The 14,257-nt window shown below is 70.2% G+C and carries 6 protein-coding genes; all 6 read left to right on the top strand.

Annotation, left to right across the window (positions count from 1 at the left end):
* Positions 1-266 precede the first annotated feature (266 nt).
* The 6 genes from NRY95_16220 (at position 267) to NRY95_16195 (ending at position 14,252) form a co-directional block, all read left to right on the top strand.
* Positions 267-5,204 (top strand): alpha-2-macroglobulin family protein, encoded by a 4,938-nt coding sequence (locus tag NRY95_16220; GenBank protein UYC15261.1) that lies wholly within the window; start codon positions 267-269, stop codon positions 5,202-5,204.
* Between the two features lie 550 nt (positions 5,205-5,754).
* Positions 5,755-8,643 carry a TonB-dependent receptor gene (locus NRY95_16215; GenBank protein UYC15260.1) on the top strand — a complete coding sequence of 963 codons (2,889 nt, stop codon included), beginning with the start codon at positions 5,755-5,757 and terminating at the stop codon, positions 8,641-8,643.
* Positions 8,644-8,673: 30 nt separating this feature from the next.
* Positions 8,674-9,621 (top strand): glycerophosphodiester phosphodiesterase family protein, encoded by a 948-nt coding sequence (locus tag NRY95_16210; protein ID UYC15259.1) that lies wholly within the window; start codon positions 8,674-8,676, stop codon positions 9,619-9,621.
* 150 nt (positions 9,622-9,771) lie between these two features.
* Positions 9,772-11,022, top strand: coding sequence for an HlyD family efflux transporter periplasmic adaptor subunit (locus NRY95_16205; protein UYC15258.1), 1,251 nt, complete (start codon positions 9,772-9,774; stop codon positions 11,020-11,022).
* Between the two features lie 18 nt (positions 11,023-11,040).
* Positions 11,041-11,811 carry an ABC transporter ATP-binding protein gene (locus NRY95_16200; GenBank protein UYC15257.1) on the top strand — a complete coding sequence of 257 codons (771 nt, stop codon included), beginning with the start codon at positions 11,041-11,043 and terminating at the stop codon, positions 11,809-11,811.
* Positions 11,808-14,252, top strand: a complete 2,445-nt coding sequence (locus tag NRY95_16195) for an ADOP family duplicated permease (protein ID UYC15256.1) — start codon at positions 11,808-11,810, stop codon at positions 14,250-14,252. The genes NRY95_16200 and NRY95_16195 overlap by 4 nt, the downstream gene beginning before the upstream one ends.
* Positions 14,253-14,257 lie beyond the last annotated feature (5 nt).

Below are 14,257 nucleotides of genomic sequence, written 5' to 3'. Positions count from 1 at the left end.
TGCCTTCTCGGCTGTTTCCACGGCGATGTCCGGCGCCGACGGTGGCATGTCGGCCGGAGTACGCAACAGCGCTGCGCGCCGCCGCCATCCGCCCGTAACCGGCACGCAGAAAACATCGCCGCCTGCACGGTCCGGCAGCGCCCGCCCGCCAGCGTCCGCGACCGCCCCGCCAGGCGCCGGCGAACGCCGCGTGCGCGATCGCCATGCCGGCCCTCCCGCCGCCGCGCCGGCGTTCTATACTCGCGCCACTTTCACGGAGCGAACGTATGCACACGGATTCGAAGCGGCAGTGGCGCCTCCTGCGCACGGGGTTGTTGGGCACCTTCCTGCTGCTGGGCCTGGCGCTGGCCCTGGGCGGCTGCAAGCGCAACGAATCCGGGCAGTTGCCCGACGCCAGCGGCGAGCCGGTCAAGGGCCAGAAGGAAGCGATGAAGGGCTTCGGCCTGGTTCGCGCCTATCCCGACCAGAAGCGCGACGGCCTGTCGCTGGCGCTGGAGTTCTCGCGGCCGCTGGTCGGCACCCAGGACTTCGACAAGCTGCTGCGCTTCGAGGAGAAGGTCGGCACCGACGACAGCGCCTGGTCGCTGTCCGACGACGGCAAGACCCTGCGCTATCCGTACGTGGAGGCGGCCAAGGACTACACCGTGCTGATCTCCGCCGACCTGCTCGCCGCCGACGGCAGCCGCCTGGGCAAGCCGCTCAAGCAGAAGGTCTATACCGGCGAACTGGAGCCGGCGGTCGGCTTCGCCTCGCAGGGCAGCGTGCTGCCGGCGCGCGAGAGCCGCGGCCTGCCGGTGGTCTCGCTCAACGTGCCGGAAGTGGACGTGGAGTTCATGCGGGTCAAGGAAGGCGCGCTGCCGGCGTTCTTCGCCCAGTACCAGCGCGGCGGCCGCCGCGGCAGCTGGGAGATGGACAGCGAGTACGGCGACCACACCCCGATCTCGCAGCTGGCCGAGTCGGTCTACGTCAACCGCTTCGTGCTCGGCGGCGATAAGAACGAGCGCGCGCTGACCTATCTGCCGATCCAGGACATCAAGGAACTGCAGGAACCGGGCCTGTACTTCGCGGTGATGAAGCGCCCGGGCCGGTTCGAGAACGAATACGACACCGCGTTCTTCACCGTCAGCGACATCGGCCTGCACGCGCGCGCCTACAAGGACAAGCTGTTCGTGCATACCGCCTCGCTGCAGAGCGGCGAGGCGGTGAAGAAGGTGGAACTGCGCATCCTCGACGCCAAGGGCGAGCTGTTCCTGAAGGGCGAGACCGACGCCAACGGCAACGCGCTGCTGAACTACACGCTCGACGCCGGCCAGGTGCTGGTGGCGCGCAGCGGCACCGACCTGTCGATGCTGCCGTTCAACCAGCCGGCGCTGGACCTGAGCGAGTTCGCCGTGGCCGGGCGCGAGAACGCCTGGTTCGACGTGTTCGCCTGGTCCGGCCGCGACCTGTACCGCCCCGGCGAGACGGTGCGCGTGTCGGCGCTGCTGCGCGACAACGACGGCAAGCCGGTGGCGACCAGCGGCAAGGGCGCGCAACCGGTGTTCCTGCGTTTGAAGCAGCCCGACGGCAAGATCTTCCGCGAGACCCGCCTGCAGCCGGGCGAGCAGGGCTATTTCAGTTTCGAGCAGCTGATTCCCGCCGATGCGCCGACCGGGCGCTGGCAGGTGGAGTTCCGCACCGATCCGTCCAGCAAGGAAGCGGTGCAGGGCATGACCCTGCGCATCGAGGAATTCCTGCCCGAGCGCATGAAGCTGGACCTGGACAGCGCGCAGAAGACGCTCAAGCCGGGCGAGCCGTTCAAGCTGCAGGCCACCGCCGCGTATCTGTACGGCGCGCCGGCCGACGGCAACCGCTTCACCGCCAAGCTGGCGGTGGCGGTCGAGCAGCATCCGGTGGAAGCGCTGCCGGGCTATTTCTTCGGCGACCCGACGCTGCAGTTGCCGCGCGAAGCCAAGGACGTGATCGATACCGAGTTCGGCGCCGACGGCAAGATCGCCGAGGACCTGGCGCTGCCGGACGAAGCCAAGCCGACCAGCACCATCGCCGCGCTGGTTTCCGCCAGCGTGTACGAGACCGGCGGGCGCACCGTCACCCGCACGCTCAAGCGCGTGCTGTGGCCGGCGCCGGCGCTGGTCGGGGTGCGTCCGCTGTTCGACGACAAGGACGGCGCCGACGCCAACGCCAATGCGCGCTTCGAACTGATGCGTGTCGATGCGCAGGGCAAGCCGCAGCCGGCCAAGGGGCTGAAGGTGACCCTGGTGCGCGAGCTGCGCGACTACCACTGGGCGTTCACCGACAACCGCTGGGACTACGACTTCACCCGCCGCTTCGAGAACAAGCAGAGCATCAGCGTCGATGCCGGCAGCGGCGCGGCCAAGTTCGACTTCCCGGTGGAGTGGGGCGAGTACCGGGTGGACGTGTTCGATCCGTCCACCGGCCTGACCACGCGCTATCCGTTCCGCGCCGGCTGGAGCTGGAACGACGAGAACCGCGGCCTGGATGCGCGCCCGGACAAGGTCAAGCTGGCGCTGGACAAGACCGGCTACAAGGCCGGCGACACGCTCAAGGTCACCCTGACCCCGCCGCATGCCGGTCCCGGCGTGCTGATGGTCGAGAGCGACAGGATGCTGTACGTGCAGGACATCGACGTGAAGCCGGGCAGCCGCTTCGAGATCCCGGTGACCAAGGACTGGGAGCGCCACGACGTGTACGTCACCGCGCTGGTGTTCCGCGGCGGTTCGGCGCCGAGCAAGATCACCCCGGCGCGTGCGGTCGGCGTGGCCTTCGTGCCGATGGAGCGCAAGACCCGGCGCGTGGCGGTGGGCCTGGTCGCGCCCAAGCAGATGCGTCCGGAGCAGCCGCTGCCGGTGACGGTCAGCGTGCCGGAACTGGCCGGCCAGCAGGCGCACGTGACCATCTCCGCGGTCGATGTGGGCATCCTCAACATCACCCGCTTCCCGGTGCCCGACGCCAACGCGCAGTTCTTCGCGCAGCGGCGCCTGGGCGTGGATTCCTACGACATCTACGGCCGCGTGATCGAGAGCTTCGAAGGCGGCACCGGCAAGCTGCGCTTCGGCGGCGACATGGCGCTGGCGGCGTTGCCGCAGGCCAAGCGGCCGACCGCGCGGGTGCAGACCGTTGATTTGTTCTCCGGTTCGGTGAAGCTCGATGCCAAGGGCAACGCGCGGGTGCAACTGTCGGTGCCCGACTTCAACGGCACCCTGCGGGTCTCGGCGCTGGTGTATTCGGACGAGCGCTACGGCAACCGCGACGTGGAGACGCTGGTGCGCGCGCCGATCGTGGCCGAGGCCAGCATGCCGCGGGTGATGGCGCCGGGCGACCGCAGCACGGTCACCCTGGACGTGCAGAACTTCACCGGGCAGGCGGGCGAGTTCAAGGTGCAGGTGGATGGCGAAGGCCCGCTGGCGATCGCCGAGAACGCGCGCAGCGCCAAGCTCGGCAAGGACGGCAAGGCCACGCTCAGCTTCCCGCTGGTGGCGCAGGAGGGCTATACCGTGGCCAAGGTGCGGGTGCGGGTCGACGGCAACGGCTTCAGCGTCGACCGCCGCTACGACCTGCCGGTGCGCGCGGCGTGGCCGTCGGTGCTGCGCGCGCAGACCCGCGTGCTGGATCCGTTGGCGCCAGTGACGCTGGGCATGGCCGACGCCGAGGGGCTGATGGCCGGTTCGGTCAACGCGCGCATGCTGGTCAGCGCGTTGCCGCCGATCCCGTTCGCCAGCGCGCTGCAGGGCGCGCTGGAGTACCCGTACGGTTGCGCCGAGCAGACCACCAGCAAGGGCTACGCCGCGCTGCTGCTCGACGACGCCACCGCCAGGCTGCTCGGCGCCAAGGGCCTGGATGCGGCCACCCGTCGCGAGCGCATGGAAGGCGCGTTCGGCCGATTGGCATCGATGCAGATCTCCAGCGGCCACTTCTCGATGTGGGGCGACGACGGTTACGTCAATCCGGGCCTGACCCCGTACATCGCCGAGTTCCTGCTCGACGCCAAGGACGCCGGTTTCGCGGTGCCCGACAACGTGCTGCAGAAGGCCTTGAACCGGCTCAGCGAGGACCTGCTGTCCGGCGGCAACAACTTCTACGGCCAGGACCGCCGCGAGAACCTGAAGTTCGCCAACCAGGCCTGGTCCGGCTACGTGCTGGCGCGGGTCAACCGCGCCCCGCTGGGCACGCTGCGCGCTTTGTACGACAACGACCGCGGCAAGGCGCTGACCGGCCTGTCGCTGGTGCACCTGGGCGTGGCGCTGTCGCTGCAGGGCGACAAGAAGCGCGGCGAAGCGGCGATCGCGGCCGGCTTCGCCAAGGACAGCGGCGACCGCCCGCCTTACTTCGGCGACTACGGCAGCGTGATCCGCGACGACGCGCTGATGATCGCGCTGCTGCACGAGCGCGGCCTGGCCAAGCCCGAGTACGACGCGCGCGCGGTGGCGCTGGGCCGCGAGATCGACGCGCGCCGCCGCGGCGGCTGGCTGTGGCTGAGCACCCAGGAGCAGGTGGCGCTGGCGCGGATGGGCAAGGCCTTGCTGGTCAACCAGAGCAAGCTGGTGTCCGGGCAGCTGGCGATCGGCGACAGCAGCGAGGCGATCGGCGCGGCCAAGGCGTTCGGCCGCCAGTTCGGCGAGGCCGAGCTGGCGCGCGGGGTCAGCTTTGTGCCGCAGGGCGAGGCGCCGCTGTACGCCAGCCTGGACATCGCCGGCATCCCGCGCAAGGCGCCGGAGGTGGACGAGAGCACGCTGAAGGTGGAGCGGCAGTGGTACGGCACCGACGGCAAGCCGTGGACGCCACGGCCGCTGAAGGAAGGCGAGGCGCTGATCGTGCGCGTCACCATCACCTCCAACGTGGGCATGCCCGACGCGCTGCTGACCGACCTGCTGCCGGCCGGCCTGGAGCTCGAGAACTTCAACCTGGGCGACGCCAAGCAGTGGGCCGACGTGGTGGTGGACGGCATCGAGATCAGCGACCGTTCCGAGGCCGCCGACGTCAAGCACGAGGAGTTCCGCGACGACCGCTACGTGGCCGCGCTGAGCCTGGCATCGGGCAGCAAGGCGCAGGTGTTCTACCTGGTGCGCGCGGTGACCCCGGGGACCTACACGGTGCCGCCGCCGCTGGTCGAGGACATGTACCGTCCCGACCTGCGCGGGGTGGGGCGCAGCAACCCGGGCACGATCAGCGTCGTGCAGCCCTAGGCGCGTCATCGTCTGCAATCCAGCGCGACGCGCTGCAAGCTCTGCACGCTGAGGCACCTGAAGCCCCTCTCCCACCGGGAGAGGGGTTGGGGTGAGGGTGCGGCACGAAGCGTCTCGTGGAGTTGGGCGCGCGAAGCTGCGCACGCATCCTCATCCGGCCTCGCGGACCACCTTCCCCCGAAAGGGATCATGGTCCTGGTGAGAGAAGGGTGTCGGCTTCGGTCGAGTGACTTGAGGCCCTGGCGTATCAGGCCGCACACATGGAGATAAACACGCGATGGGGCCCTTGCGGCCCTATCGTCGTTCTGGAGCCGCCGCCGGCGCGATGCCGCGGCACACCGAGTGGCGCAGCGTCCTGCAATCGCGATGGCTGCCCACCCGCCATTCCGGCATGCGCTCGCCGACCACCGCCCGCAGTGCGGCTTTTCAGCGCCAATCCGACCGTTCTTGCAACTGCCCACACCGTGACATGGGCCTGTCATCGCCCCCTGGATAAAATTAACTAATTTGAAGTTATTAATTTCATTTTGAAATTTCCAGGGGAGACGAGATGACGCGATCGCACCACCGCCACCAGCGCACGTTGCTGGTGTGCCTGCTTGCCGCCAGTTGCCAGGCCGCCCTCGCGCAGCAGGCGACGATGCCGTTGCCGCCGGCCGCCGCGGACACCGACACCACCGATGTCGCCGCCGCTGCGCCGTCCGCCGCATCGCCGCCGGCGGCCGCGGCCAAGACCCTGGACAGCGTGGTCGTCACCGGCGTGCGCAAGGCCAATGCCGCGGCGATGGAGAGCAAGCGCGCGGCGACCAACATCACCGACGTGGTCAGTTCCACCGACGTGCGCGCGCTGCCGGACACCACCATCGTCGAGGCGCTGCGCCGCATCCCCGGCCTGTCGGTGCTGCCGGCGACCGACAACGAGCATCCGCGCGACGAGGCCGCCACGCCGGTGCTGCGCGGCCTCGGCCCGTCCTACAACAACGTCACCATCGACGGCCTGACCGTGGCCTCGCCGGGCACGCCGAACGGCACGCTCGGCTCGATCACCCGCGGCGTGCGCCTGGACATCCTGCCGGCGTCGATGGTCAGCGAACTGCAGGTGGTCAAGACCTTCACCCCCGACCTGGATCCCAACGCCACCGGCGGCGCGATCAACCTGCGCACGCGCAGCGCGTTCGAGAACGGCGGCAAGCCGTTCTTCACCAGCGAGGCCGCGCTGGGCCATGCCAACGACGTCGGCAAGCCGCGCGACCAGGACGATCCCGGTTATCGCCTCGGCGCCACCGGCAGCACCACCTTCGGCAGCGACCGGCAGTACGGCCTGACCCTGTCGGGCAACTACCAGACGCTGAGCAGCTACACCGAAACCCACATGACCACCGACACGGTGCACTACGGGTTCTACGACGGCAACGGCGTGCTGCAGAGCGGCAGCAATCTCGGCAACGGCTGGGCGGTGCCGCAGCAGGACAAGTACTGGTACGTGATGGACAAGCGCGACCGCTACGGCCTGACCGGCAAGTTCGAGGCGCATCCCAGCGCCGACCTGCAGGCCTACGTCACCGCCGGCTACTATTATTTCAAGGACGACATGCAGCGCAACGAGCTGCTCATCGATCCGCGCAACCGCAACCGCGTCGCCAACCAGACCGCGACCTCCGGCAGCTATCCGGCCGGCGACATCGAGGTCGGCTATTCCAGCCAGGTCACCACCACCCGCACCAAGCTCGGCCAGGCCGGCATGGAATGGCGGCCGGACGACCACCAGGTGCTGTCCGCGCGCGGCTCGTGGTCGGATGCGACCTACGACGAGCCGATCCAGATGTTCAAGTACGTCACCGGCGCCTCGCGCCCGGCGGCGGTCGCGGTCGGCCAGTCCGGCCCTGGCGTCACCGTCACTCCCACCGCCAACTACGCCTTCAACTACGACACCTCGGCGCTGAACCAGCGCTTCCCGGTGGCGCCGCAGGCGTACTACGACTACGACAACTACAGCCTGTTGTACTGGCGTCCGGACTACAAGCGCAGCGCGCGCGACCGCATCCTCACCGGACGCCTGGACTACGCCTTCAATCAGGGCGAGCAGGACCGCGGGCTTGGCTTCGGCGCCGGCCTGTCCTATACCACCGACAAGCCGTCGTTCAATATTTATCGCGACGAATACCAGCCCAACCGCAGCGCGCCGGCGCTGAACATCGCCGACGTGCTGGCGCCGTCCAACGCGCCGCTGCGCTATCTGGGCCTGAACCTGATCACCATCGATCCGGACAAGGCCCGGCGCGTGCTGCAGTCCACGCCGCTGAGCGCGTTCAACAGCACCGACCAGTCGGCCTTCAGCAACCAGGACAACTTCACCCATACCGAAAAGATCTTCGGCGCCTACGGCCTGGTCAGCTACCGTGCCGAGGCGTTCAACGTGGAGGCCGGCCTGCACTACGACGACACCGACCAGTCCACCGTCGGCCGCCAGCGCCAGCTGGATACGGCCAGCGGCAAGTACGTCTACGTCGATGCGCCGACCGATTCGCACTACGCCAACCTGCTGCCGTCGGCGATCATGACCTACCACCTCAGCGACCGCCTCGACCTGCGTGCCGGCGCCAGCCGCACGCTCGGCCGCCCGCCGTACGACGCCTACGCCGCGCGCACCTCGATCGGCTTCGTCAACAGCACCGACGCCGGCAATCCCAACGCGCAGGGCGTGACCGTGACCGTGGGCAATCCGGACATCAAGCCGCGCATCTCGACCAATCTGGACCTGTCGCTGGAATGGCGCCTGCCCGACGATTTCGACGGCATGCTCGCCGCGGCGGTGTTCAACAAGCGCATCCAGGACGAGATCTTCACCCTGTCGCGCACCGACCAGTTCAGCTTCAACGGCACCACCTATTCGAACGTGTTGATCAGCACTCCGGCCAATGCATCCAAGGCGCATATCCGCGGCCTGGAACTGAGCGCGGTGCTCAACACCCTGTTGCCGGGCGTGCCGGCGCTGTCCGGACTGGGCGGCAGCGCCAACCTGGCCTTGCTCGATGGCGGCATGGACGTGCCGTACAGCGTCGGCAGCGCGCCGAACGTGAGCCAGCGCCAGCGCAGCGTCGATCGCCTGGTCGGCCAGCCCGGCTACACCGCCAACGCCTCGCTGTTCTACAGCGTCGGCGGGCTGGAACTGCGCGCGGCCTACAACCGCCAGGGCAAGGCGTTGCGCGCCATCGTCAGCAACATCGACTGGCAGGACCTGTACTGGTCGCCGCGCTCGCAGCTGGACCTGTCGGCGACCTATGCGGTCAACAAGCAGGTCAGCGTGGTCGGCCAGGTCAGCAACGTCACCCACAGCCGCATCACCAGCGTGACCGGGCCGGGCGAGAACCTGTTGAAGGACACCTACTCGGTGCCGACCACCTACTGGTTCGGCATCCGCTTCACGCCCTCCCTTTGAAACCTTGCACTCCTTCGGACGCCCATTGCCATGAAATCCACTCTGTTGCCGCTCCTGCTGCTGGGCAGCGCGCTGACCGCTCCCGTCGCCGCGGCCGCCGCCGGCAGCGCCGCCAGCCAGGCGCGCCTGGCCGATCCCGCCGGCGGCATCTTCGTCGTCGCCCATCGCGGCTGCCACAATCCGGCGCCCGCGCACGGCTTCCCCGGGCATGCGCCGGAGAACTCGCTGTCCGGCCTGGAGCGCTGCGTGGCGCTGGGCGTGGACATGCTGGAAACCGACATCCGCCGCGCCGCCGACGGCACCCTGGTGATGTTCCACGACGCCACCGTCGAGCGCACCACCGACGGCAGCGGCAAGGTCGCCGAGATGACCTGGGCGCAGCTGTCGCGGCTGCGTCTGCGCGACGACGAGGGCGGCGCCGATGCGCCGCTCACCGACCAGCATCCGGTGACCCTGGAGCAGATGCTGGCCGCGGCCAAGGGCCGGATCATGCTCAATCTCGACGTCAAGGCGCCGATCTATGCGGAGGTGGCGGACGCGGTGCGGCGTGCGGGCATGCAGCGCCAGGTGGTGCTCAAGACCGAGGCCGGCGTGCGCAGCCAGCCGCTGGCGTCGCTGCCGCCGTTCGACCAGGTCAACTTCACCCCGGTGCTGCTCGATCCGCCCGGCACCGACGACCTGCTGCAGACCATGCGCACCCAGATCGGCGGCAAGGTGCGTCCGGTCGCGATCGAACTGCCGCGGATGCGCGCCGAGCAGTTGCCGGCGGTGGCCGCGTTGGCCAGGCAGCAGCACGTGCGGTTGCTGGTCAACACGCTGTGGGAAGGGTTCGTCGCCGGTTACGGCGGCGACGCCGACGCGTTGCGCGATCCGGATGCAGTGTGGGGGCGGCTGTACCGCGCCGGGATCGGTGCGTTCCAGACCGACGAGCCGGAAGCCCTGCTGCGCTACCGCGCTTGGCTCGAAAAAAAGCGCTGAGCGCGCGCGCTTCGCCGCGCAACTGTCCGTAATCGGTCGCCGATCGACCGCCTGCGGACGCGGCGATCTCGCCTGGCGTAGGCGATAGGCAAGCGTTTCAATGGGTTATCTCGCTTCGCCGATTGGCACGCAGCCTGCTCTGCAGTGGCCATGGATATCGCGAAGTCTCCCAACCGTTCGATCTGGCGCCACCGGCGCCGTTGGCTGGCGCTGGCCGTGGCGGCCATGCTGCTGCTCGGCGTGGTCCTGTTGGGTGCGGGCCGCGCCGCGCCGCAGGTAAGCCGCAGCGAGGTGTGGATCGAGGCGGCCACGCGCGGCGAGATGCGCCGCGAGATCCGCGCCAACGGCATACTGGTACCGCGGCAGATCCGCTGGATCACCGCCGGCGCCACCGCCACCGTGCAGCAGCAACTGGTCGATGCCGGCGCGCGGGTGCAGGCGGACACGCTGATCCTGCAGCTGGCCAATCCCGAGCTGGACGCCGGCCTGGACCGCGCCCGCGCCGCACTGGCCGGCGCCGATGCCGACGTGGCCGCGCTGCGTGCCGCGCTGGCCTCGCAACTGCTGGACCAGCAGGCGCTGCAGGCGCAGGCCGACTCGGACTGGCGCATCGCGCAGGTCAAGGCGCAGGCCTACCAGCGCGGCCACGACGGCGGCGCGATCTCGGCGATCGACCTGACCCAGAGCCAGATCGTCGAGGCGCAGCAGCGCGGCCGCGCCGGCATCGAAACCCAGCGCGTGGCCGCCTTCCGCCAGAACATGGCCGCGCAGCTGCGCGCCGCCCAGGCGCGGCGCGCGCAGGCCGCCAGCGCCCTGGCCATCGCCGCGCAACAGGCCGCTTCGCTGCAGGTGCGCGCCGGCAGCGCCGGCATCCTCCAGCAGGTGGACGTGGAACCCGGCCAGCGCGTCGAGGTCGGCGCCAAGCTGGCGCGGGTGGCGCGCCCGGACGACCTGCTGGTGCGGCTGCAGGTGCCCGAGGTGCTGGCCAAGGACGTGATCGACGACCAGCCGGTCGCCGTGGACACGCACAACGGCGTGGTCGGCGGGCAAGTGGCGCGGATCGACCCGGCCGTGCGCAGCGGCAGCGTGGTGGTCGACGTGCGGCTGGCGCCGCCGTTGCCGCCGGGCATGCGCCCGGACCTGTCGGTGGACGGCCGCATCGTGCTCGGCACGCTGCGCGACGTGGTCAGCATCCCGCGCCCGGCGCTGGCCGCACCCGATACCGCCGGCGACCTGTTCGTGCTGCGCGACGGCGGCGCGCGCGCGCAACGCATCCGCGTGCGCTTCGGCGCCGCTTCCAGCGACCGCATCGAAGTGCGTGCCGGCCTGCGCGCCGGCGAGCAGGTCGTGCTGTCCGATACCAGCCAGTGGAACGCCTACGCCACCCTGCGCTTACGCTAGCGCTCCAGGAGACCCAGAATGACCGCAATTCCCGCACCTTCCGCCGAGCCGCTGATCCGCCTGCACGGGCTGGGCAAGGTGTTCCATACCGACGAAGTGGAGACCCACGCGCTGGCCGAGATCGCGCTGGACGTGGCGCGCGGCGATTTCCTCGCCATCACCGGCCCGTCCGGCTGCGGCAAATCGACCCTGCTGTCGATCCTCGGCCTGCTCGATGCGCCCAGCGGCGGCACGTATTCGCTCAACGGCCGCAGCGTCGCCGAGCTGGACGCGGTCGGCCGCGCGCGCATCCGCAATGCCGAGATCGGCTTCATCTTCCAGGCCTTCAACCTGATCGCCGACCTCACCGTGGAAGAGAACGTGGCGCTGCCGCTGACCTACCGCGACGGCGCCGAGCGCGGCCGGATCCGCCAGCGCGTGCGCGAGGTGCTGGAACTGGTCGGCATGCACCATCGCCACAGGCACTATCCGGGGCAGCTGTCCGGCGGCCAGCAGCAGCGCGTGGCGGTGGCGCGCGCGCTGGCCGGCGATCCGGCGATCCTGCTCGCCGACGAACCCACCGGCAACCTCGACAGCCGCAACGGCGAGGCGGTGATGCAGCTGCTGGAACAACTGCACGACAACGGCACCACCTTGTGCATGGTCACCCACGATGCGGCGTTCGCGCGGCGCGCGCAGCGCATCGTGCACATGCTCGACGGGCGCATCGTCGACGAGGACACCTTCGAGCGGCTGCGCCACGAGCAGGACGTGGCGTTGCCGGCGCGCGCCGCGGAGCCGACGCGATGAGCGCCGCCATCCATTGGGCCGAGACGCGGCAATCCTGGCGCGCGCTGGCGCGCAAGCCCGGCTACCTGCTGCTGGCGATGCTGACCCTGGCGCTGGGCGTGGCCACCACCACGGCGGTGTTCGCGCTGCTCGACCAGGCCTTGCTGAAGCCGTTGCCGTTCCCGCAGCCGCAGCGGCTGGTCACCCTGGGCCTGGCCATCGACGGCGGCCACAACATCGCCGCGCCCGGTTATTACCCGGTGCTGCGGCGCATGCCCAGCCTGCGGGCGATCGGCATCGCGCGCGGCTTTCCGGTGCCGACCAACATCGTCCGCGGCGATGCCAGCGAGGTGGTGCCGACGATCAGCGCAGACGAGGGCTTCCTGCGCACGTTCGGCCTGCCGATGGCGGCAGGGCGCAACTTCAATGCCGAGGAGAGCCGGCCCGGCGGGCCGCAGGCGGTGATCCTCGGCCATCGCTTCTGGCAGCGCTATTTCGGCGGCGACCCGGCGGCGGTGGGACGCACCTTGCAGATGGAGGGCAAGCCGGTGCAGATCGTCGGCGTGCTGCCGGCGGACTTTCCCTGGGCCGAACCGTTCGACCTGATCCGCAACATGCAGCCGGACCTGGCCGCGACCAACCTGTCCACCAACGAGATCGTGGTGGCGCGGTTGCGGCCGGGCGTCAGTGTGGAAGCTGCCTCCGCGCAGACCGCCGTGGTGATCAAGGAGCTGCTGCGGAACAGCCGGCACATGGACGAGACGTGGTGGCGCAGGTTGCAGCAGGACCCGCCGAACGCGTTGCCGTTGCAGGACAGCCTGTACACCTCCTACAGCGGCAACACGCTGTGGCTGTTCTTCGCCGCGGCGGCCTGCGTGCTGCTGATCGCCGCGATCAACCTGACCAGCCTGATGCTGCTGCGCGCGCTCGGCCGCAGCCACGACAGCGCGGTGCGCGCCGCGCTCGGCGCGCCGTGGCTGCGGCTGAGCCTGCCGGCGCTGGCCGAAGGCGTGCTGATCGGCGCGCTCGGCAGCCTGGCCGGGCTGGCGCTGGCCTGGCTCGGCCTGCGCCTGCTCGGCGGCTGGGTGCCGTTGCTGTGGATGCGCGGCGAGGCCGCGCACCTGACCGGGGCCAGCGTGCTGTTCGCGCTGCTCGCCGGCGGCGCCACCGCGCTGCTGGCCGCAGCGTTGGGCGTCGTGCGCGGCCGCCGCCGCGATCTGGTCGCGGAACTGGCCGGCGGCGGCCGTGGCGGCTGGAGCCTGCAGGCCGGCCGCCTTGGGCGCAGCCTGGTGATCGCGCAGGTGGCCATCGCCGTGGTGCTGCTGATCGGCGCGGCGCTGTTCACCCGCACGCTGCAGAAGCTGGCGGAGGTGCCGATGGGCTTCGAAAGCCGCTCCGCGATGGTGTTCACCCTGGCGCCGGTCAAGGAGCGTTACGCCACGGTCGGCGATGCCATGCAGCAGACCCGGCGTATCGTCGCGCGGTTGCAGCAGGTGCCGGGCATCGAACGGGTCGGCGTGTCCACCAATCCGCCGGCGTCGACGCAATTGAACTGGAGCGTGTCGGTCGATGACGGCGCGCCGATGATCAACAGCCAGTACCGTCTGATCACGCCGCAGTTCCTGGAGGTGTTCCGCATCCCGCTGCTGGCCGGGCGCGGCATCGCCGACGGCGACATGGCCGGCGCCGAGCAGGTCTGCCTGGTCAGCGCCTCGTTCGCGCAGCGCTACCTGCACGGCGATGCGCTCGGCAAGATCGTCACCGTCCCCGACGACGGCGACAACAGCCGCCTGGCGATGCGCGTGGTCGGCGTGGTCGGCGACGTGCGCCATGCCGGCCCGGCCGAGCCGGCGCAGCCGATGGTGTACCAGCCGCTGGCGCAGATGCGCGAGCCGATGTGGCAGATCCTGCGCAACTTCGGCGCGTTGACCTATGCGCTGCGGCTGCATGCGGGCGCGACGGGCGTGGACGAGCGCCTGCTGCGCGCGGCGATCGAGGAAGTGGCGCCGCAGCAGCCGATCACCGACGTGCAGTCGATGAATGCCCTGGTCGCCAGCACCACCGGCGAGCAGAAGCTCAACCTGCTGCTGGTCGGCCTGTTCGCCGCGCTGGCGCTGCTGCTGGCCGCGGTCGGCCTGTACGCGGTGATGGCGGTGGCGGTGGCCGCGCGCCAGCACGAGTTCGGCGTGCGCGCCGCGCTCGGCGCGCCGCCGGCGCGGCTGCGGCGGCAGGTGCTGGGCGAGGCCGGCGTGCAGATCGGGATCGGGCTGCTGCTGGGCCTGGGCGTGGCGATGGCGCTGTCGCGGCTGCTGCAGCGCTTCCTGTTCGAGGTGAGGGTGGCCGATCCGCTGGCGATCGGCGCGGTGTTGCTGGTGCTGGCGGCAGCCGGCCTGCTCGCGGCGCTGGGGCCGGCGCGGCGCGCGGCCAGGGTGTCGCCGATGCAGGCGTTGCGCGCCGAATGACGCGG

The organism is Xanthomonas campestris pv. phormiicola (assembly GCA_025666215.1).
Lineage (GTDB): Bacteria > Pseudomonadota > Gammaproteobacteria > Xanthomonadales > Xanthomonadaceae > Xanthomonas_A > Xanthomonas_A campestris_A.
This window is presented reverse-complemented; position numbering and strand designations above follow the sequence as displayed.

Excerpts from the sequence above, each read along its gene's own strand:
- NRY95_16215 (UYC15260.1), top strand. The coding sequence starts at position 5,755 with ATGACGCGATCGCACCACCGCCACCAGCGCACGTTGCTGGTGTGCCTG.
- NRY95_16200 (UYC15257.1), top strand. The coding sequence starts at position 11,041 with ATGACCGCAATTCCCGCACCTTCCGCCGAGCCGCTGATCCGCCTGCAC.
- NRY95_16205 (UYC15258.1), top strand. The coding sequence starts at position 9,772 with ATGGATATCGCGAAGTCTCCCAACCGTTCGATCTGGCGCCACCGGCGC.
- NRY95_16220 (UYC15261.1), top strand. The coding sequence starts at position 267 with ATGCACACGGATTCGAAGCGGCAGTGGCGCCTCCTGCGCACGGGGTTG.
- NRY95_16210 (UYC15259.1), top strand. The coding sequence starts at position 8,674 with ATGAAATCCACTCTGTTGCCGCTCCTGCTGCTGGGCAGCGCGCTGACC.
- NRY95_16195 (UYC15256.1), top strand. The coding sequence starts at position 11,808 with ATGAGCGCCGCCATCCATTGGGCCGAGACGCGGCAATCCTGGCGCGCG.